Raw genomic sequence first — 23,622 nt, forward strand, 5'->3', positions numbered from 1 at the left:
TCGAACGCTTACGGATCATTGCAGTCCAGGCCCTCCGCCTCGGTATTTTTGTTCAAAAAGAATGTGACAGGGTCCAAGTCAAACACCAGATCGCCTTTGGCACAATTGCTCTTGAGGATGGATGTTGCCAGCGCAGTGTTTTTGACGACCTGCGCAATCTGACGGTCCGACAACCCAAAGCTTTGTGACAACCAGCCGTAAACCGGGCCTTGCGTTTGAAGGTCACTGTTCAACGCAACCAGCCGCCGGTATGTGTTTGGAGAGAAATGCCTCATTTTCTCCAGCATCTGAGTGGATTTTGCAAAGTTGGCATATTCGACGCGCCCACCGGCATCGTTGTCGTTCAGATTGCTGCGACGGATCAATATTGCGTCGGCGGGAACGTCTCCATCATTCGGCTGATGGTGCTTCGTTTTCTTGTGTTTGAGTTTTCCGTCCTCGACCCAATACCAGTAGGGCGTGAAATCAATGTTTCCCACACGGTCCTGCTGGCTGAAGATGAAGTCGAGCAGAACAATCTCGGTAAGCTCCTGCATCCAGAATGCCATCTGCTGGTCGCTGACATCGGGCCCAAGGTCCTTGTTGATCTGCCGATCCTTTCGGCCTTCCCTGACGCCCTCTGCAATGGCCTCGGGCAAGGGTTTTGACGACCGCAAGGCCAGGAAAGCGGGTGTTTCCTGAAAATCGCGATTTTGGCCTTTGCCCCAACCGGATTTACGGGTGCCGTTGATTTCCGAGCCGTAGCGATGACCCGGGCTATCAAGCAGGACACCGTAAATCTGCGTTCGATCTGCGGTGAACAGATCATCCGTCGGTTGGTATGAGTTCGGGTTGGCATCCGCTGCCACGAAGACCCGCCAGCCTTCATGGTTCATGCGCCCGCCATGAGATCCACCGGAAATCGCAAGGCCGGGCTCTGCAACCTCGGTAAGATGCGCCTGAGCGTCCATGCTGCGCCAGACCGCCACCGGAACTTTCACCGTCGCGTCGAAATACCTTGAGAAATGGTAGTAGAGCAGCGACGAGGTGGAAAACGTTCCGCTTGTACCCTTCTGGTTCATGGTGGATTTGAATTTGGCCACTCTGCCCTTGGCCAGTTCTTTTGCCGACTTGCCCTCTTTGCAAGCGTTTCTCTCGAACTCAGAGCGGTTCCGCACGTAGGGTCCTTCCGAAATATCGTAGACGGCCATTCCTGGGCTGGTGCTCCAGGTTTTTGGACAAATAGCGATTTCGGGTGCATAGAAATCGATCTCGCAATAGGCAGTTTCTTCCTCAAGATCGCTGTTCTTGTACTCGCCCATTGGGACTTTTTCGATCCGAATGCAGCGTTCCGTAACACCATTGGGGCTAAAAAATGTCGTGGCCTCTCCGCGAACATCGTCGCTCGCCCACGAGGCAGTGGGTGCAATTAAAGCCAGTAACCCCAGAAGATTGAACCTCATTTAGTTAGTCCTCCCGATATCATTTGGGGCAAATCGCGGCCTGTTGTTCGGCGGAGATCTTCAAACTGGGGTCGACACTGAAGTTGGAGAATTTGGAGTCAATCCACTGGTCACACCCGCCCGAACATGGGGCCCCGTTTCGGGCATCATTCCAATACTCCTTGGCCCTTTCTTCCGTCCAACCGCAAAACTGAACAAGTGCCATTGCCGACAACGCGCCTGAGGAATGAACGCCCCACATACAGTGCACCAGGACAGGACCCTTTCCAGGATTCTCAATCACCTCGTGTATGGTGGCCATGACAGTGCTAGGTCGGGACGATCTGGCGCTCTGATAGTCAAAGGCTCCGTTCCCACAGCTGGTGCGGCCGTATTCGGTGTTCTTGCCGAAATCCGCGTAAAACCCGGTTGAAAACCCTTCATCGCAAAGTGTTTCGCGCTGAGCGTCACTCAGACCCGTTCGACCCTTGTCGCCGCCCTTGAAGCCAGAGCGATACAAAACCCCGCTTAGGACTGGGCGAAAGAAAGCGATGCCATCGACGCCTCCGTCGCTGCCCTTAGAAAGCATCTGGCTGTTGCTTGGGCCACCGTTTCGACTGGTGACGTCAGAATTCGCCGCGGTTGCCAGAACACCGATGAATATGAGGGATGTCAAAAACCGCATGCGTATTCCTTTCTGTTTTCAGCCAGCGATGCTCACGCTTTTCCTGCCGGCAGTCCCGCCGAGAGGCGCGTTCACGGTAACCAGGTCAGATCGGCGGTTGGCTTGCCGCCCTGAAGCCTTAGATCGGCCACACCAGATTGATGATAAATATGACCACGAAGTAGGCCAGAAAAGCTTTCCAGTTCCATTGGTGTTTGTTTTCTTCGTTGATCACGCCGGCCGATTTCAACGCCAGGTTGGTGATGATCAAGGCGACAACGATAACTGCCGCATGTGCCAGATCGAAATGCAAGTTGAAGCTCCTTTTTGCAGATTTGGGATTGATGAATGCGTGTCAGCAGTCACCTGACGGCAGCATCGCTACGTCCGAGTATCTTCCCTCAGATGTCGTGATCCGAGCACAAGCACCGGTCTCCTTGTTGAACCAGTACGAGGTCAGCCCTTCGCTTCGGATGAGTTCAAACCCGAGACTTTGAATGCCCATTTCAGCCTGACCTGCTCTTGCCCCTTCAAATGACGAAAGATCGCTGGAGCTGCCCACAACCGGTGCACTTGCGTCCACTGATCCGCCACTTTCGTCGCATCCTGCAAGCACAGAGGCACTGACCGCGCCGATCACCAATAGGATCTTGGATTTCATCTGTTCTTCCTGATTGTTTTGGAAATGCGGTTCAGGGTTTCAGGTCGATCACCTACTCAATTCCAAAAATGACGTTGTAGTCGACGGCAGAGTTGCCGCGGTTGATGACCTCGACAACATGATCGCCGGATTGCCACAGCTGTCCGCGATACTCCTTGTCCGCAGACATCAATCCCAACAGTTCCGACCCATCGGGGTTGCGAATGACGTAGTCCAAAGAGCCATTTTGCGGAGCAACGCGGACGTAAAGAAACTGTTCGTTCTTCGCGCCAAGAACGTATTGCTGCGATTCCCCTGGCGCGAGTTGGCCGACGAGCTCGGCGCCGGTGGACCCGGCATCGAATTTTACGCGCTGGCTACTTGTCGACCCGGCAGCGCCGTCCATGGCTCCGCCACCATCGTCCATCGCCTCGACAACCGACATCTCGCCAATGCTTCCGTCCTTGTACGCAATGCAGCGCCAAAGTGTTCCGCCCGCGTCACGCAGCATGACGAGCGTGCCGGCTTCCGAGAACTGTGAGCTTTCGATCGTGCCGGACTGACCGTCCGGTCCACCGACCTGCCGCAGATGGTCGATACACGCGTCGTCGGCGTCTGACATGGCCAGGGCGGCTGTTCCGCTGATCGCAAGGGCGGGAGTTAGAAGGTTCAAAAAACTGCGTTTCATAAGCAGGTCCTCTGTCGGTTTATCGTAAATGTTATGTTTCCGGTGAGCAGAAACCTCACTGCGCTTCCCGCAACTCTGCCAGAAACTCGTCGCATGCCTGTGCGCTGCCGACGATCTCGTCAGTCGTTTCAATTCCTTGCAATGACGCCATTTCGGAATTCACGCGATTGAGGATCTGATCTGCTTGCTCGGCGGTGATCAGGTTCTCGGCCTGGGCTCCCTTCAATGTGGTGCACACACCGGCGGACAAGCCTGTCGCAACGCCGACACCCATCGCGGCCCCGCCGCCCAAGGTCATCGCTCCAACCACGCCGAGGATGAGCCCGATCACAAGCCCCAAGATCACTTTTCCCATGTTTTCCTCCAATTTTGCGGGAAAGAGTTCCGCCTTCATTCCTGGCGCAAACCGCGTGCCCATCTGCATATCAAAACCAGTGCCAACAGGTTGAGCACCGGTGCAGTTGCCGCGAGCCACGGTTTGGCCGACTCTGAGAAAAAGTCCACGGCAAGTACCCAGGGCAGTCCCAGCGGCAAAAGGAACACGCCGGACAACGGGTCTCGTTCCTGTCCGAACCAGCCAAAGGTACCGGTCAGGAACGCAAACAACGCCAACAGGTAAAGGGTCGCAAACGCGATGATGGTTATTCTGCAGACCATGCCGGACCTCAGAGTATCAAGCCAGCGCTGCGCAGCCGATTTCGGCTACGCATCAAACCGGTCACAACGCGCCTTCGTCGCCCAGGAACTCAATACCGGCTGTCGCGCCATCACTGTAGGCAATACAATTCCACGGAGCCCGATCCTCTCCAACCCCAACGGTGACTTGTGTTCCAGCCTCGCTGAACGCGGATGAGAGCACGACCACTTGCGAATTGTTTGTTGTTTTGGCCACGTCTCGCAGACACGCCTGTTGAGCGGGCGTCAGTTCGGCGGATGCACTTGACGTGCTCGTATCGTCACAGGCCGATAGTAGTGCGAAACACGTCGCGCCTGAAATCATCATGACTTTGTTAATCACTTTCTTCTCCTCTTGGGTTTGTCGATACATGTGGAATAGGTGGCCTCTTTTTCGCGCTCTCACGTCTATGCAGTCATTCGAGCATACCCCGGTCTGGTAATTCCCGTTCCAAAAAAGTCTGTCGCCAATGACGTGGCTGGCAGACAGGATTTCTGCTGATCCCCGGGACCGTGAACAAAGCGTGCTGACGCAATTACGTCATGGGCAAAAGCCGGAGCGAACTTTCGAGGGAGGGATCTTACGTTAAGTCCGGGCACCGCGTCCTCCCAACGCTTATCTTCGTGAAATGCCTTCCGACCGCCAGCACTCACTCCAGCAGTCGGAAGGGCCCGACGAAACGGGCGACAGCGACAACAACGGAGGTAAAGCTAAAGTTGTGTCGAATTCGTATTTTTGAATCAATCACAGGATAAATCAATGATTTTTCCGCGCGTAAATTTTCGTATGTTTGCCGACGATAGGATTCTGCATTCAAAGGGAAAAGGCGAGGCCGCTCACGGAGGTTTTGCAATCTACCCGCTTGCGCCGCTGCGTCTCCGGGCCTTCCGGGCTATCCGAATCCACTTGGTTGAAACACCGTAGTTCGCCGCACGGCCTATCGCTCAGCTGGTGCTGAACGGGCGCTTGGATTCCTCGATCACGCGCCCACCCAGAACGTCGTTGACAGTGCAACCCGATTCATGGATGAGATTGGCGCTGATGGTTCCCGATCGTTTTGGCGGTCGGGTAAAAGGGAATACGGTGCGGCGCCGTTCTGACGCCAATTCCGTGACTGCCCCCGCAACTGTAGGCGGTGTGCGACCCCCGGATGCCACTGGGCCGATAGGTCTGGGAAGGCGGGGCAAGCCATACACCGCGAGTCAGGAGACCTGCCATCATCAAACGCAACTCAACCCGGGCGGGGTGTCTCGGAAGGAGGCCAAGATGGCATTTTCGGCTTACGCCGCTGACATGACTGGTTCCCTGTCCGGCCCGCGATTTCGCGGAGGCCGAAATGAACCGACAATCAACACATCACATCTCGGTTTGCCTATCTTGCCGATCCAAGGGTGCAGCCGTGCGCCCCGGGCCTGACCTGATCGGACGATTGCGCGCCGCGCTGGCCGAAGACGACGGTTTGACAGGTTTTGACGTTTCCGGTGCCGCCTGCATGGCCGGATCATCTGCCAAACGGTGCTTGAAGCTGGCGGAGCACCGGCGAAGGCGCGCAGCAAAAGTGTAGAACTTGGAAGCGAGCGCTTCACTATTTTAGCCATATCAATGGGTAATGGCGGAGACGAAGGGATTCGAACCCTCGAGACGGTTTCCCGCCTACTCCCTTAGCAGGGGAGCGCCTTCGACCACTCGGCCACGTCTCCGCCGACGGGTATAGCCGTGCAAGCGACGGAAATACAAGGCCAATTCCTGTACCACCGGAATTTTTTGCCGGATTGGGCGAAACCCTTGAAAACGCTTGGAATCGCTTAGGTCTGCACCCGTTTCGGCCAAGGCGTGGCGACCAATTCGTGCCGCGGGATTTCCAAGAAACATGCGTGGATTCGCGTTCTGCTTCGATTTGGTTTCGCCATCCCAACGTCACTTGGCCTGAGAATGTACGCGCGGCCAGAGTACGTAATCGGACACAATAAGAAAGGCGAACCAGGTGCGGCGGGGAACTGCATTACCGAGAGGATGGGTGTCGTGAACGGCTGAATAAACTGGAGAGGCCACCTGCCTTTGGCGTTGAGAAGGGCCCTGCTGGAGTGCCAGTGTCAGGTGGTTTGAGTTGCAGAAACGGCCGTTTCTTTCGCGTAAACTCGGCGGCTCAACTTGTCCGCTGAAAAGGCATAAGAACAGAAAACTTGCCAATTACATGCCAATGGATGCATATTTGCTAAGATTTTAGTCATTTTGATTGATCCAAAAAACAGTTTCAGAGGCTGGCCGGGCAGTGAGCGCATCCGCGCTCGACAGTAACCTTTGGGGGAAGGGCTGGCATTTTGGCTTGGTTGAAGATTGTTCTGGTTGGTTTTTTCGTTCTTTGCGTTCCTGCCCTCAGCTGGGCAAACATAGGAACCGTAATCAGCGTGAAACAGGGGGCGGACGTGACCCGTGGCGGCAAAACGCTGCCCCTGCGTAATGGGATGGAGGTGTTGTCCGGCGACTCGATCGTCACGGATGCGAATGGCGTGGTTCAGCTTGTCTTTGTGGATGACACGAAGATCGCGGTTGGTCCCAATGCGCGGATGGTTCTGGACGTGAAGATGTTGCGCGGCAACCGCAAGGCTAAAAGCTTTGCTGTCGAGGCGCTGGGTGGAAGCTTCCGGTTCATCTCGGGCAAAAGCAGGAAAGGCGCCTACTCCATCAAGACGCCGACGGCCACCATGGCGGTGCGGGGCACGGTATTTGACATGTGGATCGCGCCGGGAAACCAAAGCGCGATGCTCGTGCTGCACGGCACGGTTCAGATGTGTGGCCTCGGCGGCTCTTGCCGATCAACGGGTCGGATTTGCAGCTTGTATGCAACCAGCCAGCGTGGTGCGGTCGGGCGCCCGGTCGATCAGGCGATGTATGACAAGGCCGTGGTCAGCGGTTTTCCTTTCATTCAGTCGCAGAAAGACCTCAAGCCGCCTTTGCAGGTGGATGTCGAAGGGTGCTCGGGTGAATCCCAACCTGCGCCGCGCGCAAAATCGGACGCGCCCGAACCGCGCCGGTCCGCTCCGCCGCAGAGGCAGGTCAAGGCAGCGGTTGCCGCGCCGCCCGAACAACCGGATCCGGTCGGGCAGTTCGACAGGCCGGGCGACCGGCCCGAAACTGTCGATGATCGGCGGGATACTGGCGGCGGTGTCTTTGGGTCCGGCGGCGATGGCTAGAGCGTTGTCCATGTCGTTGCCGGCGAGCAGAGGTTGACGTGAGTGTCAGGCAGCACGAGAAAGCCGGACGGCGCCGTGCTTTTCGGCTGGTGGGCCTGGGTCTGATCCTGTTTGGTTGTCTGCTGCGGGTACTGGACCCTTATCCGGTCCGCATGTCCCGGCTGATCTTTTTCGACGTGTTGCAGCGGTTGTCCCCGCGCGCCTTCGATCCCGATTTGCCGGTCCGGGTCGTCGATATCGACGAAACGTCGCTCGAGAATTGGGGCCAATGGCCCTGGCCCCGGACCCTGTTGACGCAGATGGTCGAGCGTTTGGGCGAGTATGGCGCCGCTTCAATCGCCTTTGACATGTTGTTCGCCGAGCCCGATCGGTACTCACCGTCGCGGCTGCTGAGTGATCCGGCCCTGGCTGACATTCTCAGCGCCAAAGAGGAGGCCGCCCAGCTGGACAATGACATCTTGTTCGGGGCCGAGGTTTCGAACTGGCCCGTCGTGATGGGTGTAGCAGCACGGTTGACCGGAGGGGATCAGGACATTGCCCCGAAGGCCGGAATCGTGGAGATCGGCGAAAACCCGGCCGCCGGGCTGGTGTCCGTGCCCCACTGGACTCCGCTGGCGCCACCGCTGGACCGGGATGCAACTGGGATCGGCGGTGTGAATGTTTCACCTTTGGGCGGCACGGGCGTGGTGCGTCGGGTTCCGGTCTTGTGGCAGGGGCCAAGCGGTGTTCTGCCCGGCCTTGGACTGGAGGCTCTGAGGGTCGCGACGGGCGAGCCGGTGATCTTCATCGAAGGGGCACAGGGCGAGTCCGGCATCGTCCTGTCGGTCGAATTGGCGGGTCTGGTCCTGCCCACAACGGAAAACGGAGAGGTCTGGGTCAGGTACAGACCGGATGATCCCGGACTCTACCTGTCGGCCAATGACATACTGCAATCCGCAGACGATTCGGTTCTGCGCAGCCAGATCGAAGGCCGGATCGTATTGATCGGAACGTCGGCGGCAGGTCTGTTCGACATGCATCAGACTGCGTTGGGAGAGTCCGTTCCCGGCGTCTCCATCCACGCCCAAGTCATCGAGCAGGCGCTGCTGGGCGACATGCTGACCCGGTCGGATGTCACCGCCGCCCTCGAGCTTCTGGCTTTCATCATCCTGGGAGTCGTCGTCACGGTCGTCATGTCCAGTTTTGGTGCGGTTGCCTCGTTCATGGCCGGCGGCATCGCGGCGGCCGTGGTTGTCGGGGTCAGTTGGTTGGCGTTTCAGAACCAGTCCGTGCTGTTCGATGCAACCTTCCCGCTTGCCGGCGGGATGGCCAATTTCGGGCTGTTGTCCGGTTATCTGTTCATATCGACCGAGCGGGAAAAGCGGGTGATCCGGCGGATCTTCTCGCACTATGTCGCGCCCGAGATCCTGGACGAGATGGATGCAACCGGACACGAACTGCAACTGGGTGGTGAAACGCAGGAAATCACGGTCATGTTCTCGGACATTCGCGGGTTTACACCATTGTCCGAGCGGGTGTCGGCCACGGACCTGGTCGCGCTGCTCAATGAACTGTTCTCGGTCATCGGAGACCGGATCCTGCACGAAAAAGGCACCATCGACAAATTCATCGGGGATGCGGTCATGGCGTTCTGGAACGCGCCGGTTCCGGTGGAACGGCACCCGCTTCTGGCGGCGCAGGCTGCGTTGCAGATGCGGCGAGCTCTGGCCGAGTTCAACGCATCGGACACGATGCGCGGGCATCCTCCGATCGCATTGGCGACAGGATGCGCCACGGGAATGGCCTGTGTCGGCAACATCGGCTCGCGGCGGCGATTCAACTACACGGTGATCGGAGATGTGGTCAACGTCGCCGCTCGAATCGAGCAAAGTTGCCGCCAGGTCGAATATGACATCCTGATCTCAAGCTCAGTCTCACAGGCCGCTGGCGCCGATCTCGCGATGCTCGAAGCAGGGCTTGTTCATCTGAAAGGCAAGACCGAACTGGAGCCGATTTTTGCTTTGGTCGGTGACAGCGCGTTGGCCCATAGCGCGGATTTCCAGAAGCTGCAGGAGATGCATCAGGATCTGATCACTGCGATACGTGCACGGCGGTCTCACGACGAAATACAGCGCTTGAGCGAAGCCTGCAGCGCCCAAGCAGGCTTGGTCGAACCGGGCCTGCGCGCGTTCTATGCGGCCTTGCCGGGAAGGTCGGCTGATTTCCGGTTCGACATCCGCTCGGGCCAGGCGATGTTCAGTCATCATGGCAACGTGCACCGGTTTCCGGGATGACAGGGACCCATTGCGAGCCGCAGAGTCAAAACGGGCCGCGCCTTTTTTCAAAGGCACGACCCGTTTCGATCGGACAGGGTTCTCAGTCTCGCCCCCTCGAATACTATCTACAAAATCACGAACTAAAACTTCGATACACTCGAGACTGATCCACATTCCCAATCGGGATGACACATTGATGCCCGATTTCAACCGGGGCGACAGTGAAGCAGTTCACATTCGCAGAAACTTTTTTACAAATTTCTCCACTCGAAGAATCCGGGCCCGGCACGGTGCAGCAGTTTTGCCGCCATGGCCCGGCCCATTTCCGCTGCGTCCTCCGTCGAACCGGTCTCGCTCTCACTGATGGCATCCGATCCATCCGGGCGTAGGACCTCGCCGCGTAGGCGCAACTGCCCATCGGCAAGTTCGGCCAGACCGGCAATCGGAGTTTCGCAGGACCCGTCCAGCGCGGCCAGCAACGTGCGCTCGGCCGCCAAACGACAGGCCGTTTCAGAGTGATGAATGGCCTCCAGCATCTCGGCGGCCCGATGGTCGTCCGCGCGACGTTCGATGCCGATCGTACCTTGCGCGATGGCCGGCAGCATGTCGTCGGGCGAGATCGCAGTGGCAGGGACGTCCTGCATGTTCAGGCGGCGGATGCCGGCCATGGCCAGAAACGTGCATTCGGCCACACCATCGGCCAGCTTCTTCAGGCGGGTCTGTACGTTGCCCCGGAACTCGACCACGTTCAGATCAGGTCGGCGGTGCAGCAACTGGGCCCGCCGCCGCAGCGACGAGGTGCCGACGACCGCGCCTTCGGGCAGGTCATGGATCGAGTTGAGGCGGGGCGAGATGAAGGCATCGCGCACGTCCTCGCGCGGCAGGAACGTGTCCAGCACCAGCCCCTGCGGCTGTTCGACGGGCATGTCCTTGGTCGAGTGCACGGCGATGTCGATATCGCCAGCCAGCATCGCCTCTTCGATTTCCTTGGTGAACAGACCCTTGTTGCCGATCTCTTTCAACGGGCGGTCCGCGTCGATCATGGCGCGGTTGTCGCCGGTGGTCTTGATCACCACGATCTCGAACGCCTGTTCCGGCAGATCGAAGGCATCGCACAGCCGCTGACGGGTTTCATGGGCCTGGGCCAGCGCCAGCGGCGAACCACGGGTGCCGATCTTCAGCGGCGATGCGGGGGTGGGCAGGGTCAAAGTCATGGGCACAGCTTTAGTCGCGTCACATTGCCCTGACAATGGGGGCCACGCTTGACATTTTGCCGCTGAAGGCGGACCCGTTGCGCAAACCGGAATAGTGGGGGCTGACATGGCCGAGAACAAGAAACTGCTGCGGGCGCTGGCGGGCGAGGTACTGGACACGCCGCCGATCTGGATGATGCGACAGGCCGGACGCTATCTGCCGGAATACCGCGCGACGCGGGAACAGGCGGGCGATTTCCTGTCGCTGTGCTACACCCCCGATCTGGCGGCGGAGGTGACACTGCAGCCGATCCGCCGCTATGGGTTCGATGCCGCGATCCTGTTTGCCGACATCCTGCTGGTGCCGCAGGCGTTGGGCGCCGATCTTTGGTTCGTCACCGGCGAAGGGCCGCGCCTGTCGACGATCACGCAGCAACCGGATTTCGATGCGTTGAAGCCGGTTGATGCGATTCACGAGACCTTGTCGCCCGTCTATGAAACCGTGCGCATCCTGTCGCGCGAGCTGCCGTCCGAAACGACCCTGATCGGCTTTGCCGGCGCTCCGTGGACCGTTGCGACCTATATGATCGCCGGGCGTGGCACCCCTGATCAGGGTCCTGCACACGCCCTGCGCGAGGAAAACACCGCGCTGTTCGAGGCGTTGCTGGACCGGATCACTGCGGCCACGATCGAATATCTGTCGGCTCAGATCGAAGCGGGGGCTGAGGTGGTCAAGATTTTCGACAGCTGGGCCGGGTCGCTGAAAGGCGAGGCTTTCACCAAATACGCGGTCGAGCCGTGCCGGATCATTACCCAGGCGCTCAAGGAACGCCACCCGGGCATTCCGGTCATCGGTTTCCCGCGTGAAGCGGGCGAGGGTTATGTCGGTTTCGCGAAGGCCACTGGGGTCGATTGCGTGGCGCTGGACAACTCGGTTGCTCCGGAATGGGCGGCCGAACATGTGCAGGTGGATGGCTGCGTGCAAGGCAACTTGGCCTCGTCGCACATGGTCACCGGCGGGCAGGCGCTGGTGGATGAGACCCGCCGCATCCTGCGCGCCTTTTCCAAGGGGCCGCATATTTTCAATCTGGGTCACGGGATCACGCCGGATGCCGACCCGGAGAATGTGCAGTTGATGATTGACACGGTCCGCGGCGGGTAGGCGGCGCGGGAGGGGGCCAGCGCCCTCTTGGCCGTTGGCCAGATGAAGGGTGTGTCAGGTCTTCTTGAGAGCCTGAAGTTCCGTAAGGATTTCGGTCGTGTGTTGGCCGCGGGCCGGGCTGGGTTTCGGCTGCCATTGGTGGGTGGAGAAGCGCGGGGCGGCGGCGGCCTGCAGGGTGCCGTCGGCCGCGCGCCAGGTTTGGCGGGCGGTGTTCATCGGATGGGTTGCGGCCTCGTCGGGGCTGAGCACCGGGGCGACGCAGGCGTCTGAGCCTTCGAACAGTTTGGCCCAATGGTCGCGCGGTTCGGTTGCGAAGAGTTCCGCCAGGCGTCGGGTCAGGTCGGGCCAGCGCGTGCTGTCGTATTGTTGCTGGAACGCCGGGTCTTGGGATAGGTCCAGGATTTCCAGGAATTGGGCATAGAATTTCGGTTCGAGGCATTGGACTGAAACAAAGCCGCCATCCGCGCAGGTGTAGGTGCGGCTCCAATGCGGGCCGTCCAGCAAGCTCTGGCCGCGCGTGTCGGACAGGTTGCCTGTCTGGCGCAGGCTCATCAGCAGGTTCATCATGTGGGCCGAGCCGTCGTAGATGGCGGCGTCGACCACCGTGCCAGTGCCGGTTGCGCGCGCGTTCAGCAGCCCGGCCAGTATCCCGGTGACCAGATACATCGCGCCGCCGCCGATATCGCCGACCAGCGTGGCGGGGGTCATCGGCTCGATGCCGGGTGGTGAGCCGTACCAAAGCGCTCCGGACAGGGCGATGTAGTTCAGATCATGTCCTGCGGTATCGGCAAGCGGGCTGTCCTGGCCCCAGCCGGTCATCCGGCCATAGACCAGCGCCGGGTTCAGGGCGTGGCAGGCTTCGGGCCCCAGACCCAGCTTCTCCATCACGCCGGGGCGGAAGCCCTCGATCAAAGCATCGGCGGTTGCGATCAGGCGCCGAGCGGTTTCGAGGTCGTCGGGGTCCTTGAGGTCGAGCGCGATCGAGCGCTTGCCCCGGTCCAGCACGGATCGGTCCGGCATGCCGGGTGTGACGGCGCCCCCCTTGCGGTGGATGGTCACGACGTCGGCCCCCAGATCCGCCAGCAGCATGGCGGCGAACGGGCCGGGGCCGAGACCCTCGATTTCGACAACACGGATTCCGTTCAGCATGAGCAGCACTCCCTCGCGGCGATGCTGGCCGGGGCCCAGCCGGAATGCAAGACCGACCGGCAGCGACGCGGCGTCTGGCATCGGTTTGATCCGGAACGGGAAAAACCAACAAACACATCGGAATACTTGCCAGCTTGGGGCCAGCGGCGTAGCGTGCTGTCCGGGGTGGATCAGCGAGGGGTAGGATGCGTCTTTGGATCACGATCAGTGCCGCCATGGTCTTGGCGGTTCTGGTGGCAATCATCCTTCTGCTGCACCCGCCCGGCGACCTGCGCATGGCAGCCGGACCGGCGGGTGGCGCCTATATCGAAGTGGCGCAGGACTATTCCGATGTCCTTGCCGAGGATGACATTCGGCTCGAGATCGTCGAAACCGCAGGGTCGGTCGAAAATGCGCGTCTCCTGGAAGACGGGGCTGTGGATGTGGCCTTCTTGCAGGGCGGCATCGAAGTTGACCCGGATCGGGCGCAGGCCATCGGGACCGTGTTTTTCGAGCCGATGATTTTCATGGCGCGCGAGGATGCGTGGATTCCGCCCAATCCCGCGTTATGGCGTGGGTTGAGCATCAACAGCGGTGCGCCCGGGTCCGGCACCGCGGACGCATTCCGCGACTTCGAGCGCGCGGTCGGGCTGGCCCAAGAGGATAACGTGCATGTTGCACTGCCCTATGACCAGGCGGCCGACGCCTTGTTGGACGGAACGTTGGACATCGCCGTCTTTGTCGCCCCGATCGAAGCTCCCTACCTGCTGGCCGCCTACGAGGTGCCGGGATTGAAGGTTCTGAACCTTGAACATGTCGAGGCGATTTCACGTCGTTTGTCCTATGCCACTGTGGTGACCGTACCGACCGGAGGCATGTCGCTGAACCCGGTTCTACCGCCGCGCCCGGTAGATCTGATCGCTCTCGAGGCGCGACTGGTCGTGCGGCCGGGACTGCATCCGGCGTTGGTCAACCGGCTGACGATGGCGGCGATCGCCCTGCACGAGGCTCAGGGCATCATCAATGACCCCGGGGCCTTTCCGGGGATCGAAGGGACCGCATTGCCCCTCAACAACACCGCACGGCAGCTGATACTTGAAGGGCCATCCACCTGGCATGATTGGTTGCCTTATTGGGTGGCGGCGCAGGTCAATCGGGTTTTCCTTTTGTTCCTGCCGTTCTTTTTCATCGTCCTTCCGCTGGTCCGGTTGTTGCCGCGCATCTACGCCTATTTCCAACGATGGCGTGTCTGGCAGCACTACCCGGAAATTCGTCTGATCGAACAGGACCTGGCCGACAACCCTTCCGCGGAAGACCTCGTGCGGATGCAAGGCCAATTGCAGGTGCTGGACGAAAAGCTGGCGGACCTACGGCTGCCAGCGGCCTACAGGCAAGGGCAGTATGATGCCCGTCTGCATCTGGAACTGGTGCAGAAACGGATTTCCGACATGCGGGCTCAGGATTCCGGGGGCGGCGGGTAATGTGTGGAACACGGTTGCCGCAACGGCAGTTCGTGGATAGGTCTTTGGTCGAATATCAGACATTTAAGAAAGGGGGGTGGTCCCATGCAAATGAGTGACACGCGTGAAATTCAGGCGGCGCCGTCCGATGTCTATGCGGCCCTGCTGGACCCCGAGGTGCTGAAAGCCTGCGTGCCCGGTGCGCAAGAGGTTTCGGGCAATCCGACGGACGGTTACGAGGCGACCGTGGTGCAGAAGGTCGGGCCGGTAAAGGCCACGTTCAAAGGCACCGTCACGATGTCCGACATGGTTGAGGGTCAAAACCTGACCATCGCCGGTGAGGGCAAAGGCGGGGCTGCGGGTTTTGCAAAGGGCAGCGCCAGTGTCACGTTCAGCGCCAGTGACAGCGGTGGAACGGTTCTGGCCTATGACGTGGATGCCAAGGTTGGCGGCAAGCTGGCGCAGCTAGGCAGCCGTTTGATCGACGGCTTTGCCAAGAAGATGGCTGACCAGTTCTTCTCGAACCTTCAGCAGCATTTTGAAGGCCCTGCAGCGCCGGAAGAGGGCGGCGAAGACACCCCCGAGGGGGAAAGGAAAGGCTGGCTGGGTCGCCTGACCGGGCGCGAGTGAAACCTGCGTTTGCGCGCAGAGGACTGTGCGGATTTGGTCTGTTCGGCAATCCTCTGGCGCGATACTGTCCCGGCCAGAACTGGGAAAACGCATGACGACAATTCTTTCGATCAAGGATCTGCGCAAAACCTATGCCGGTGGGTTCGAAGCGCTGAAAGGCGTATCGCTGGATATCGAAGAGGGCGAGATCCTGGCCCTGCTCGGCCCGAACGGGGCGGGAAAGACAACCCTGATCTCGACGGTTTGCGGGATTACCACGCCCACGTCTGGGACTGTCACCGTAGGGGGGCACGACATCCTCACGGACTTTCGTGCCGCCCGGCGCATGATCGGCCTCGTGCCGCAAGAAATTGCGCTGGAGCCGTTCGAAAAGGTCTGGAACACCGTACGGTTTTCGCGCGGTCTGTTCGGCTATGGGCAGGACAGTGCCCGGATCGAAGAGATCCTGCGCAAGCTGTCGCTGTGGGACAAGCGCAAGAACGCGATCAAGGAATTGTCGGGCGGCATGAAGCGGCGCGTGCTTATCGCCAAGGCTCTGGCGCACGAGCCGCGGGTGCTGTTTCTGGATGAACCCACCGCCGGCGTGGATGTCGAACTGCGCAAGGACATGTGGGCCATCGTCGACGAGTTGAAGGCTGCCGGTGTCACCATCATCCTGACTACCCACTACATCGAAGAAGCCGAAGCCATCGCCGACCGGATCGGTGTGATCGACAAGGGCGAACTGATGCTGGTGCAGGACAAAAACACCTTGATGGCGCAGATGGGCAAGAAGCAGATCGAGGTCATGCTGACCCGCACGATCTCGGACATTCCCGGCAGTCTGGCCCACCACAATCTGGTGCTGAACGGGCAGGGCGATGCGCTGATCTATACCTACGACACCAATGCCGATCGCACTGGCATCACCACTTTGCTGAATGACGTGGCCGAGGCGGGGCTGGTGCTGCGCGACGTGCAGACCCGGCAATCGAGCCTGGAAGAGATTTTCGTCAACCTCGTGTCCGGAGATGCCGCATGAACTGGTCCGCCATCGCCGCCATCTACCGGTTCGAAATGGCCCGGTTCTTCCGTACCCTCGCGCAGAGCTTTCTGTCACCGGTTCTGTCGACTTCGCTGTATTTCGTGGTGTTCGGCACTGCCATTGGCAGTCGCATCCAGGAGGTCGAGGGCGTCTCCTACGGCGCCTTCATCGTGCCGGGGCTGATCATGCTGTCGGTGGTGATGCTGTCGATCTCGAACGCGTCCTTTGGAATCTATTTCCCCAAGTTCCTGGGTACGATCTACGAACTGCTCTCGGCTCCGGTGAATTTCATCGAGATCGTGATCGGCTATGTGGGCGCCGCCGCGACCAAGGCGTTGTTCGTGGGATTGGTGATCCTGACCACCGCCACGTTCTTCGTGGACATCCGCATCGAGCATCCCTTCGCGATGGCCGCCTTTCTGATCCTGTCCTGCCTCAGCTTTTCCCTGCTGGGCTTCATCATCGGGATCTGGGCGAGCAATTTCGAACAGATGTCGTTGGTACCGCAGCTGGTGGTGACGCCGCTGATCTTTCTGGGCGGCACGTTCTACTCGATTTCGATGCTGCCGCCGGTGTGGCAGACGATCTCGTTGTTCAACCCGGTGGTCTATTTGATCTCGGGCTTTCGCTGGTCGTTTTACGGGCTTTCGGACGTGCCCATTCTGCTTAGCCTTCTGGCGATCCTGGCCTTTACCGGCTTTTGCCTGGCGGTCATCGGTTGGATCTTCAAAACCGGGTGGCGCATCCGGAGCTAGGGCGTTGCATTTTTGCCGTGGCTGAACAGGATTTTGGTTCACGTCACGTTCATGGCAGGTGGGGTCCCTTGTTTAAGGGGCGGACGCACTCTACATCGGCACCCATGAAACTCAGCCTGCCGTTTCTCAACAATCAGCCAACCGTGGCTGTCGTTCGCCTGTCCGGAGCCATTGGAATGGCTGGCCGAGCCTCGCTGAACGATGCCTCTTTGGCACCGGTTCTGGAAAAAGCCTTCCGCAAGGGAAAACCTGCCGCCGTCGCGCTCGAGATCAATTCGCCGGGCGGATCGCCGGTGCAAAGCTCGCTGATCGGTGCGCGGATCCGACGGTTGGCCGACGAGTTCAAGGTGCCAGTCCATGCCTTTGTCGAGGACGTGGCGGCCTCGGGTGGTTATTGGCTTGCGGCTTCGGCGGACGAGATCTGGGCGGATGACAGCTCGGTTCTGGGGTCGATCGGGGTCATCTCCTCGGGGTTCGGAGCCCATGTTTTTCTGGCCCGTCAGGGGATCGAGCGGCGCGTGCACACCGCCGGGAAATCCAAATCGATGCTGGACCCGTTCTCTCCGGAGAAAGAAGAGGATGTCGCGCGTCTCAAGGGGCTTTTGGAGGACATCCACCAGAATTTCATTGCCTATGTGAAAGCTCGGCGCGGCAGTCGCTTGGACGAGGCCGCCGATCTGTTTACCGGTGAAATCTGGCTGGCGCGGCGTGCGCATGAACTTGGGCTGATCGACGGCATCGCGCATCTGAAGCCAAGGATGCAGGAAGTGTTTGGCGACAAGGTCAAATTCCGGCGCTACGGGTTGCGCCGACCGATCTGGTCTCGTTTCGGAACGGACATGGCGCAGGACGCCATTTCCCTGCTCGAGGAGCGCGCGGCCTACGCGCGCTTTGGTATGTGACGTGATCGTCAAGGTCGTCATTCTGTTTCTGGTTGCCATGGGGGTCCTGGCGATGTTCGGAAAGCTGCGCTTTCCCGGCCAACAGCGATTGAACTCCGCGAAATGTCCGCGCTGCGGTCGATTCCGGATCGGCAAGGGCCCCTGCAAATGTGAGCAAGGAGGGCGTCGATGACGGCCTGGCTGCTTTCCGGTCTTGGCTTGTTGATCCTGCTGTTGGCCGGTGACGCGCTGGTGCGGGGTGCGGTGAATCTCAGCCTGCGTCTGGGTGTTCCCGCCCTAATCGTCAGCCTGACGATCGTGGCCTTCGGCACCTCGGCACCCGAGCTTCTGATTGCCATCAAGGCCATCGAGGAAAATGCGCCCGGTATCGCGTTGGGCAATGTCGTCGGTTCGAACACGGCCAACATCCTGCTGGTCTTGGGTTTGCCGGCCTTGCTGGCCACGATCCACAGCAGCGAATGCAACACGCGCAGAAACTACATCTTCATGTTGCTGGCCTCGGTTCTGTTCATCGGTTTGGCCTTTTGCGGGGAATTCAACCTGTTCAGCGGGGCAATCCTGCTGGCGGGATTGGCTCTGATCCTGCTCAACGCCTTCCGAGAAGCGCACGCGCATCGCAACTCCTGCTCGGAAGAGCAGGACCTGGAAACGCTGGAAGAGGCCGACCCGGACATGCCGTACTGGAAGGTGTCGCTGTATCTGGTGCTGGGGCTGATTGGCCTGCCGATGGGCGCGCACCTTCTGGTCGACAACGCGACCATCATTGCGCGGACCTACGGGGTCAGTGAAACGGTGATCGGGCTGACGCTGGTCGCGGTCGGAACCTCGCTTCCCGAACTTGCGACCACCGTCATGGCCGCGTTGCGCCGGCAGGCCGATGTTGCTCTGGGCAACGTCATCGGTTCGAACATGTTCAACCTTCTAGGCATTGTCGGTATCGCCACGCTGTTCGGGCGCATCCCCGTGGACCCCGAATTCCTGCAATTCGATCTTTGGGTCATGCTGGGCTCGTCCCTGCTGCTGATCCCGTTCGTCTTCTTCAAGCAAGACATCACCCGGGTCTGGGGGTTCATCTTGACGCTGCTTTACGTCACATACGTCGTGATCCTGTTGGCCTGATCTGACTGAAAGGAGCCCCTACATGACCCGAGCACTGGTGACCGGCGCCGGCATTCGACTGGGGCGGGCCATGGCGTTGTACCTGGCGAAACGTGGCATGGACGTTGCCGTGCATCACGCAACCTCGGGCGCTGCCGCTGCCGAGACCGTGTCCGAGATCCAGTCGATGGGCCGCAATGCCGTGGCGCTGCAGGCCGATCTGCTGGACGAGGATCAGGTGCAGACCCTTTTGCCGCGCGCGGCCGAGGCGCTGGGCGGTCCGATCACCTGTCTGGTCAACAATGCGTCGATCTTCGAATACGACAACATCCGCACTGCCACCCGGCAAAGCTGGGATCGCCACATGGACAGCAACCTGCGCGCGCCCTTCGTGCTGACGCAGGCCATGGCAAGCCAGGGTCTGGAACCCGAGATGGATGAGAATGACGAACCCGTCGCGACCGGCTTGATCGTGAATATGGTCGACATGCGGGTGCGCAAACTGACGCCTGAGTTCATGTCCTACACCATCGCCAAGATGGGGCTATGGGCATTGACCCGGACGGCGGCCCAGGCACTGACGCCGGCCATTCGCGTCAATGCCATTGGGCCGGGTCCAACCCTGCAGGGACATCGGCAAAGCCCCCAGCACTTCAAGACGCAACGCGAAAACACGGTCCTGGAACGCGGTGCAAACCCGTCGGATATCAACGCGGCCCTTGGGTATTTTCTGGACGCACATGCGGTCACGGGCCAGCTTTTGTGCGTTGATGGCGGCCAGCATCTGGGCTGGCAAACGCCTGATGTAGTGGGCCTTGAATAGGTATTGCCCCTGCAAGTTTTGCACCGCTCTCGATCCTGTTACAGGTTCGTTACAAAAATGTCTTTTTTTTCATACACTTGTAAAACGAGAATAAAAATATCTTTTATAATCAATGTGTTGAAATTGTGCCTATTTATTGTGCAACGCAGTGAAAACACAAGGATTCAAGGAAAAATCACAGTGCAGGGAAAGTTGTCCGCACAGTTATCCACAAGAATCGTGGATTTGTTTTCTCTTGATCTGAGGCGCGCAAGATTGCAGCCACGGTCAGAGAATCGTATCTCTCTCTCATGACCGCCGACAGCGCCCCTCAATCCCAGCCTCAGCCGACCGGCTATGCCTGCATCCAGAAATACGTGAAGACGCTGGACAGTTCGCCTGGCGTGTACCGGATGCTGGATGCGGACAGCCGGGTTCTGTATGTCGGTAAGGCGCGCAACCTGCGGGCGCGGGTGTCGAACTACACCCGCCCGGGACATTCCGGCCGGATCGAGCGCATGATCGCCTCGACCGCGTCGATGATGTTCCTGACCACCCGGACCGAGACCGAGGCGCTGCTGCTTGAGCAGAACCTGATCAAGCAGCTCAAGCCCAAGTACAACGTCCTGCTGCGCGACGACAAAAGCTTTCCCAACATTCTGGTGGCCAAGGATCACCCGTTTCCGCAGATCAAGAAGCATCGCGGGGCCAAGAAGGAAAAGGGCGCCTATTTCGGCCCCTTCGCCAGCGCGGGCGCGGTGAACCGCACGCTGAACCAATTGCAGAAGGCCTTTCTGCTCCGGAACTGCTCGGATTCGATGTTCGACAGTCGCACCCGGCCCTGCCTGCTCTACCAGATCAAGCGCTGCTCGGGGCCGTGCGTGGGCATGATTTCGCAGGCCGACTATGCCGAAAGCGTGCGTGACGCCGAGCGGTTCCTGTCCGGACGCTCGACCCGGATCCAGGAGGAACTGGCCGCGCAGATGCAAGAGGCCTCGGACGCGATGGAGTTCGAGCGCGCCGCCGCCCTACGCGACCGGATTCGCGCGTTGACGCAGGTGCAGACGGCGCAGGGCATCAACCCGCGCGGTGTGGCCGAGGCGGATGTGATCGGCCTTTATATGGACAGCGGTCAGGCCTGTGTTCAGGTGTTCTTCATCCGCGCCAATCAGAACTGGGGCAACCGCGATTTCTATCCGCGGGTCGGCCCCGACGTCTCCCCGGCCGAGGTGATGGAGGCCTTTCTGGGCCAGTTCTACGACAACAAGGAACCGCCGCGGCAGCTGATCCTGTCGGACGGAATCGAAAACGCGGATCTGATGCAGCAGGCCCTGTCGGAAAAGGCCGGCCGCAAGGTCGAGATCCTAGTGCCGCAGCGGGGCGAAAAGCTGGAACTGGTCTCGGGCGCGCTGCGCAACGCGCGCGAGGCGCTGGCCCGCCGCATGTCGGAAAGCGCGACGCAGGCCAAGCTGCTGCGCGGTCTGGCCGAGGCCTTCGATCTGGACGCGCCACCCAAGCGGATCGAGGTCTACGACAACTCGCATATCCAGGGCACTAACGCGGTGGGCGCGATGATCGTGGCCAGTCCCGAGGGGTTCATGAAGAACGCCTATCGCAAATTCAACATTCGCGGCGACGACCTGACGCCGGGCGACGATTTCGGCATGATGAAAGAGGTGCTGACCCGCCGCTTCAGCCGCTTGTTGAAAGAGGACCCCGACCGCGACAAGGGCCTGTGGCCCGATCTGTTGCTGATCGATGGGGGTGCAGGGCAGGTGAGTGCCGTGCACGAGATCATGCAGGCGCACGGGGTCGAGGACATCCCCATGGTCGGTGTCGCCAAGGGCGTCGATCGCGACCACGGCAAGGAAGAGTTCCACCGCATCGGCCAGCGCCCCTTTGCCCTGAAACGCAACGACCCGGTTCTGTATTTCATTCAGCGGCTACGGGACGAGGCGCACCGCTTTGCCATCGGCACCCACCGCGCCAAACGGGCCAAGGCGATGGGCGCGACGCCGCTCGATGAAATCCCCGGCGTGGGCGCGGCCCGCAAACGTGCCCTGCTGGCGCATTTCGGCAGCGCCAAGGCGGTCAGCCGCGCCAATCTGGCTGACCTGAAGGCGGTGGACGGGATCTCGGCCGGTCTGGCGCAGAAGGTCTATGATTTCTTTCACGAAAAGGGCTGAGGCCGCTGGCGCCCGCGCCACAGGATGTAAAGCCCCGAGGCCACGATCAGCGCGCTGCCCAGCCACATGATCTGGTCCAGATGCTCGTCGAATATCAGCACGCCCAGCCCGATGCCGAACAGAAGGCGGGTATAGCGAAACGGAGTTACGGCCGACACTTCACCCGTCCGCATGGCCAGCATCAGCGAAGAATAGGCCACCGCGCCCATCACCACGGCTCCAGTCAGGTGCAGGGCGGCTCGGGCGTCCACCGGCACCGCGGCGGCGCCTTCGAAAGCCCGGTACAGTCCACCGGCGACGACAATTGACAGAAAGCCATAAAACCCAAGAACGGTGGTGCCCAACGTGGCGGGGGCGGCGCGGCTGGCCAGATCGCGGCCGGCAAAGCCCAGCATTCCCAGTACCGCAAGAATGGACAGGGCCGAGAAACTGTCTCCGGTCGGCTGGATGATGATCACCACTCCGATCAGTCCGACCAGAATGGCACTCCAGCGCCGCCAGCCGACGGTTTCCCCGAAAAACAGCGCGGCACCCGCCACCACGACCAGCGGCGTGGCCTGCAGGATCACTGTGGCCGAGGACAGCGGCGTCAGGGCGATGGCCAGCACATAGAACAGGCGGCCGAAGACTTCGAACAGCACTCGGATCTTCATCGGCTTGGATAGGACATCGGGGTGCAGCAACCGCCGCCCCTGAATCAACGCGACCCCGGCGAAAATCAACGCCCCGCCCAGTCCGAACAGAACCAGAACCTGCCAGATGGGCAGCACCTTGGCGGCACTTTTCAACAGCGCGTCCTCCAGGGCGAACCCGGCCATGGCCGCGATCATCCAGGCGCCGCCGATCAGATTGGCGCGCGCATCGGTTCTGATATGTGAGGTCACGGGGCGGATCTTTCCTGATGTGCCGATACCCGCGCAACCTGACCCGTTCTTCGCGCCGCGCCAAGGGGGAAACGGTCGTCGATCCTCCGCCTGCGACGGTCTGACCTGTCGTGGTCCAAACACCTGTGTTCTTGGCAGTTTTTTGTCGTGCCGTCTTTTCTGTTCCCGGCCATGGTTGTAGGGTCCAGCGCATGAAGTGGAACCTGCCGAATATTCTGACTTTGCTGCGCCTACTGGCCGCGCCCGGCCTGGCGGTGATGTTTCTGTATTTCACACGGCCCTACGCGGATTGGTTCGCGCTGATCCTGTTCCTGTCGGCGGCCATAACCGATTGGTTCGACGGCTATCTGGCGCGCGCGTGGAAGCAGGAAACCAAGATGGGTGCAATGCTGGACCCGATCGCCGACAAGGCGATGGTGGTGATCGCGCTGATGATCCTGGTCGGCTATTCGACCGAGCACTGGACGCCCTGGCTGGTGCTGCCCGCCACCGTGATCCTGTTCCGCGAGGTTTTCGTCTCGGGCCTGCGCGAGTATCTGGGCGACGTGGCCGGAACGCTCAAGGTTACCAAGTTGGCCAAATGGAAGACGACCGCGCAGATGGTGGCGATCGCCGTGCTGTTTTCGCAGGGCATATTCGAGCACTATTTCGTCATGTCCACCTTCGGCATGGATGCCGCGCTGATCGACCAGATCCTGTCGGGCCAGGTCGAGGACATCTCGGGCCTGCAATGGAAGCTGGATGGCATGTTCTGGTCGGGCCGCATCGGCTTGTGGCTGCTGTGGATTGCGGCGACGCTGACATTGATCACCGGCTACGACTACCTACGTAAAGCCATGCCCCATCTGAAGGAGGGCTGA

The 23,622-nt window shown here is 60.2% G+C and carries 23 protein-coding genes, 1 tRNA gene and 1 riboswitch; of the genes, 12 read left to right on the plus strand and 12 right to left on the minus strand.

Annotation, left to right across the window (positions count from 1 at the left end):
- Positions 1–8 precede the first annotated feature (8 nt).
- The 9 genes from ACR0NY_RS16115 to ACR0NY_RS16155 form a co-directional block, all read right to left on the minus strand.
- Positions 9–1,442, minus strand: a complete 1,434-nt coding sequence (locus tag ACR0NY_RS16115) for a hypothetical protein (protein WP_170369886.1) — start codon at positions 1,440–1,442, stop codon at positions 9–11.
- Positions 1,443–1,461: 19 nt separating this feature from the next.
- Entirely contained in the window at positions 1,462–2,106 is a 645-nt protein-coding gene (locus tag ACR0NY_RS16120; RefSeq protein WP_170342375.1) for a protein-tyrosine phosphatase family protein, read from the minus strand.
- 118 nt (positions 2,107–2,224) lie between these two features.
- Positions 2,225–2,398 carry a hypothetical protein gene (locus ACR0NY_RS16125; protein WP_170342373.1) on the minus strand — a complete coding sequence of 58 codons (174 nt, stop codon included), beginning with the start codon at positions 2,396–2,398 and terminating at the stop codon, positions 2,225–2,227.
- Between the two features lie 42 nt (positions 2,399–2,440).
- Complete coding sequence (locus ACR0NY_RS16130) at positions 2,441–2,746, minus strand: hypothetical protein (RefSeq protein WP_170342371.1); 306 nt, start codon at positions 2,744–2,746, stop codon at positions 2,441–2,443.
- 52 nt (positions 2,747–2,798) lie between these two features.
- A complete protein-coding gene (locus ACR0NY_RS16135) occupies positions 2,799–3,413 on the minus strand; it encodes a hypothetical protein (RefSeq protein WP_170369884.1) in 615 nt (204 codons plus the stop codon).
- A 55-nt stretch (positions 3,414–3,468) separates the two neighbouring features.
- The gene (locus ACR0NY_RS16140) at positions 3,469–3,807 is read right to left on the minus strand and encodes a hypothetical protein (protein WP_170369882.1); all 339 of its coding nucleotides are present in this window, start codon (positions 3,805–3,807) and stop codon (positions 3,469–3,471) included.
- A complete protein-coding gene (locus ACR0NY_RS16145; RefSeq protein ID WP_170342366.1) occupies positions 3,804–4,070 on the minus strand; it encodes a hypothetical protein in 267 nt (88 codons plus the stop codon). Before ACR0NY_RS16145 ends, ACR0NY_RS16140 begins: the two co-directional genes overlap by 4 nt.
- A gap of 61 nt (positions 4,071–4,131) precedes the next feature.
- Positions 4,132–4,431 carry a hypothetical protein gene (locus ACR0NY_RS16150; protein WP_170342363.1) on the minus strand — a complete coding sequence of 100 codons (300 nt, stop codon included), beginning with the start codon at positions 4,429–4,431 and terminating at the stop codon, positions 4,132–4,134.
- Positions 4,432–5,114: 683 nt separating this feature from the next.
- A riboswitch (cobalamin riboswitch) is annotated at positions 5,115–5,322 on the plus strand.
- A gap of 377 nt (positions 5,323–5,699) precedes the next feature.
- Positions 5,700–5,789 (minus strand) — tRNA-Ser (locus ACR0NY_RS16155).
- A 708-nt stretch (positions 5,790–6,497) separates the two neighbouring features.
- Here ACR0NY_RS16155 and ACR0NY_RS16160 point away from each other — a divergent pair.
- Together ACR0NY_RS16160 and ACR0NY_RS16165 are read left to right on the plus strand one after the other, a co-directional pair.
- Positions 6,498–7,283, plus strand: a complete 786-nt coding sequence (locus ACR0NY_RS16160; RefSeq protein ID WP_367646319.1) for a FecR family protein — start codon at positions 6,498–6,500, stop codon at positions 7,281–7,283.
- Between the two features lie 38 nt (positions 7,284–7,321).
- Entirely contained in the window at positions 7,322–9,556 is a 2,235-nt protein-coding gene (locus ACR0NY_RS16165) for a CHASE2 domain-containing protein (RefSeq protein WP_367646369.1), read from the plus strand.
- A gap of 233 nt (positions 9,557–9,789) precedes the next feature.
- Here ACR0NY_RS16165 and hemC read toward each other — a convergent pair whose 3' ends face one another.
- Positions 9,790–10,752, minus strand: coding sequence for a hydroxymethylbilane synthase (gene hemC, locus ACR0NY_RS16170; RefSeq protein ID WP_170369880.1), 963 nt, complete (start codon positions 10,750–10,752; stop codon positions 9,790–9,792).
- Positions 10,753–10,858: 106 nt separating this feature from the next.
- On the opposite strand from hemC, the gene hemE reads away from it, so the two are divergent.
- Positions 10,859–11,893, plus strand: coding sequence for a uroporphyrinogen decarboxylase (hemE, locus tag ACR0NY_RS16175; RefSeq protein ID WP_170369878.1), 1,035 nt, complete (start codon positions 10,859–10,861; stop codon positions 11,891–11,893).
- A 54-nt stretch (positions 11,894–11,947) separates the two neighbouring features.
- Here the strand turns inward: hemE and ACR0NY_RS16180 are convergent, their stop codons facing one another.
- Positions 11,948–13,042, minus strand: coding sequence for a CaiB/BaiF CoA transferase family protein (locus ACR0NY_RS16180; RefSeq protein WP_170370014.1), 1,095 nt, complete (start codon positions 13,040–13,042; stop codon positions 11,948–11,950).
- A gap of 185 nt (positions 13,043–13,227) precedes the next feature.
- On the opposite strand from ACR0NY_RS16180, the gene ACR0NY_RS16185 reads away from it, so the two are divergent.
- The 8 genes from ACR0NY_RS16185 (at position 13,228) to uvrC (ending at position 21,878) form a co-directional block, all read left to right on the plus strand.
- On the plus strand, positions 13,228–14,502 hold the full coding sequence (locus ACR0NY_RS16185; protein ID WP_170369876.1) for a TAXI family TRAP transporter solute-binding subunit: 1,275 nt from the start codon (positions 13,228–13,230) through the stop codon (positions 14,500–14,502).
- Positions 14,503–14,586: 84 nt separating this feature from the next.
- Positions 14,587–15,111: an SRPBCC family protein gene (locus tag ACR0NY_RS16190; protein ID WP_170369874.1), complete on the plus strand. Its 525-nt coding sequence runs from the start codon at positions 14,587–14,589 to the stop codon at positions 15,109–15,111.
- A gap of 91 nt (positions 15,112–15,202) precedes the next feature.
- Positions 15,203–16,132: an ABC transporter ATP-binding protein gene (locus tag ACR0NY_RS16195; protein WP_170343068.1), complete on the plus strand. Its 930-nt coding sequence runs from the start codon at positions 15,203–15,205 to the stop codon at positions 16,130–16,132.
- The gene (locus ACR0NY_RS16200; RefSeq protein ID WP_093963579.1) at positions 16,129–16,890 is read left to right on the plus strand and encodes an ABC transporter permease; all 762 of its coding nucleotides are present in this window, start codon (positions 16,129–16,131) and stop codon (positions 16,888–16,890) included. The genes ACR0NY_RS16195 and ACR0NY_RS16200 overlap by 4 nt, the downstream gene beginning before the upstream one ends.
- A gap of 104 nt (positions 16,891–16,994) precedes the next feature.
- Positions 16,995–17,792 (plus strand): S49 family peptidase, encoded by a 798-nt coding sequence (locus ACR0NY_RS16205; protein WP_170369872.1) that lies wholly within the window; start codon positions 16,995–16,997, stop codon positions 17,790–17,792.
- Positions 17,793–17,960: 168 nt separating this feature from the next.
- Positions 17,961–18,911 carry a calcium/sodium antiporter gene (locus tag ACR0NY_RS16210; RefSeq protein WP_170342350.1) on the plus strand — a complete coding sequence of 317 codons (951 nt, stop codon included), beginning with the start codon at positions 17,961–17,963 and terminating at the stop codon, positions 18,909–18,911.
- Between the two features lie 22 nt (positions 18,912–18,933).
- Positions 18,934–19,713, plus strand: coding sequence for an SDR family oxidoreductase (locus ACR0NY_RS16215; protein WP_170342348.1), 780 nt, complete (start codon positions 18,934–18,936; stop codon positions 19,711–19,713).
- Positions 19,714–20,003: 290 nt separating this feature from the next.
- Positions 20,004–21,878, plus strand: a complete 1,875-nt coding sequence (gene uvrC / locus ACR0NY_RS16220) for an excinuclease ABC subunit UvrC (protein ID WP_170342346.1) — start codon at positions 20,004–20,006, stop codon at positions 21,876–21,878.
- On the opposite strand, the gene ACR0NY_RS16225 is transcribed toward uvrC, so the two are convergent.
- Positions 21,863–22,762 carry a DMT family transporter gene (locus ACR0NY_RS16225; RefSeq protein WP_170369870.1) on the minus strand — a complete coding sequence of 300 codons (900 nt, stop codon included), beginning with the start codon at positions 22,760–22,762 and terminating at the stop codon, positions 21,863–21,865. The genes uvrC and ACR0NY_RS16225 overlap by 16 nt on opposite strands.
- Positions 22,763–22,953: 191 nt before the next feature.
- On the opposite strand from ACR0NY_RS16225, the gene pgsA reads away from it, so the two are divergent.
- Positions 22,954–23,622: a CDP-diacylglycerol--glycerol-3-phosphate 3-phosphatidyltransferase gene (pgsA, locus tag ACR0NY_RS16230; RefSeq protein WP_170342342.1), complete on the plus strand. Its 669-nt coding sequence runs from the start codon at positions 22,954–22,956 to the stop codon at positions 23,620–23,622.

The organism is Ruegeria sp. BJ5 (assembly GCF_056537865.1).

What these genes read in the sequence shown, in the direction of transcription:
- ACR0NY_RS16115 (WP_170369886.1), bottom strand. Translation starts at nt 1,442, where the DNA reads ATGAGGTTCAATCTTCTGGGGTTACTGGCTTTAATTGCACCCACTGCC.
- ACR0NY_RS16120 (WP_170342375.1), bottom strand. Translation starts at nt 2,106, where the DNA reads ATGCGGTTTTTGACATCCCTCATATTCATCGGTGTTCTGGCAACCGCG.
- ACR0NY_RS16130 (WP_170342371.1), bottom strand. Translation starts at nt 2,746, where the DNA reads ATGAAATCCAAGATCCTATTGGTGATCGGCGCGGTCAGTGCCTCTGTG.
- ACR0NY_RS16135 (WP_170369884.1), bottom strand. Translation starts at nt 3,413, where the DNA reads ATGAAACGCAGTTTTTTGAACCTTCTAACTCCCGCCCTTGCGATCAGC.
- ACR0NY_RS16140 (WP_170369882.1), bottom strand. Translation starts at nt 3,807, where the DNA reads ATGAAGGCGGAACTCTTTCCCGCAAAATTGGAGGAAAACATGGGAAAA.
- ACR0NY_RS16145 (WP_170342366.1), bottom strand. Translation starts at nt 4,070, where the DNA reads ATGGTCTGCAGAATAACCATCATCGCGTTTGCGACCCTTTACCTGTTG.
- hemC (WP_170369880.1), bottom strand. Translation starts at nt 10,752, where the DNA reads ATGACTTTGACCCTGCCCACCCCCGCATCGCCGCTGAAGATCGGCACC.
- hemE (WP_170369878.1), top strand. Translation starts at nt 10,859, where the DNA reads ATGGCCGAGAACAAGAAACTGCTGCGGGCGCTGGCGGGCGAGGTACTG.
- ACR0NY_RS16180 (WP_170370014.1), bottom strand. Translation starts at nt 13,042, where the DNA reads ATGCTGAACGGAATCCGTGTTGTCGAAATCGAGGGTCTCGGCCCCGGC.
- ACR0NY_RS16185 (WP_170369876.1), top strand. Translation starts at nt 13,228, where the DNA reads ATGCGTCTTTGGATCACGATCAGTGCCGCCATGGTCTTGGCGGTTCTG.
- ACR0NY_RS16190 (WP_170369874.1), top strand. Translation starts at nt 14,587, where the DNA reads ATGCAAATGAGTGACACGCGTGAAATTCAGGCGGCGCCGTCCGATGTC.
- ACR0NY_RS16195 (WP_170343068.1), top strand. Translation starts at nt 15,203, where the DNA reads ATGACGACAATTCTTTCGATCAAGGATCTGCGCAAAACCTATGCCGGT.
- ACR0NY_RS16200 (WP_093963579.1), top strand. Translation starts at nt 16,129, where the DNA reads ATGAACTGGTCCGCCATCGCCGCCATCTACCGGTTCGAAATGGCCCGG.
- ACR0NY_RS16205 (WP_170369872.1), top strand. Translation starts at nt 16,995, where the DNA reads ATGAAACTCAGCCTGCCGTTTCTCAACAATCAGCCAACCGTGGCTGTC.
- ACR0NY_RS16210 (WP_170342350.1), top strand. Translation starts at nt 17,961, where the DNA reads ATGACGGCCTGGCTGCTTTCCGGTCTTGGCTTGTTGATCCTGCTGTTG.
- ACR0NY_RS16215 (WP_170342348.1), top strand. Translation starts at nt 18,934, where the DNA reads ATGACCCGAGCACTGGTGACCGGCGCCGGCATTCGACTGGGGCGGGCC.
- uvrC (WP_170342346.1), top strand. Translation starts at nt 20,004, where the DNA reads ATGACCGCCGACAGCGCCCCTCAATCCCAGCCTCAGCCGACCGGCTAT.
- pgsA (WP_170342342.1), top strand. Translation starts at nt 22,954, where the DNA reads ATGAAGTGGAACCTGCCGAATATTCTGACTTTGCTGCGCCTACTGGCC.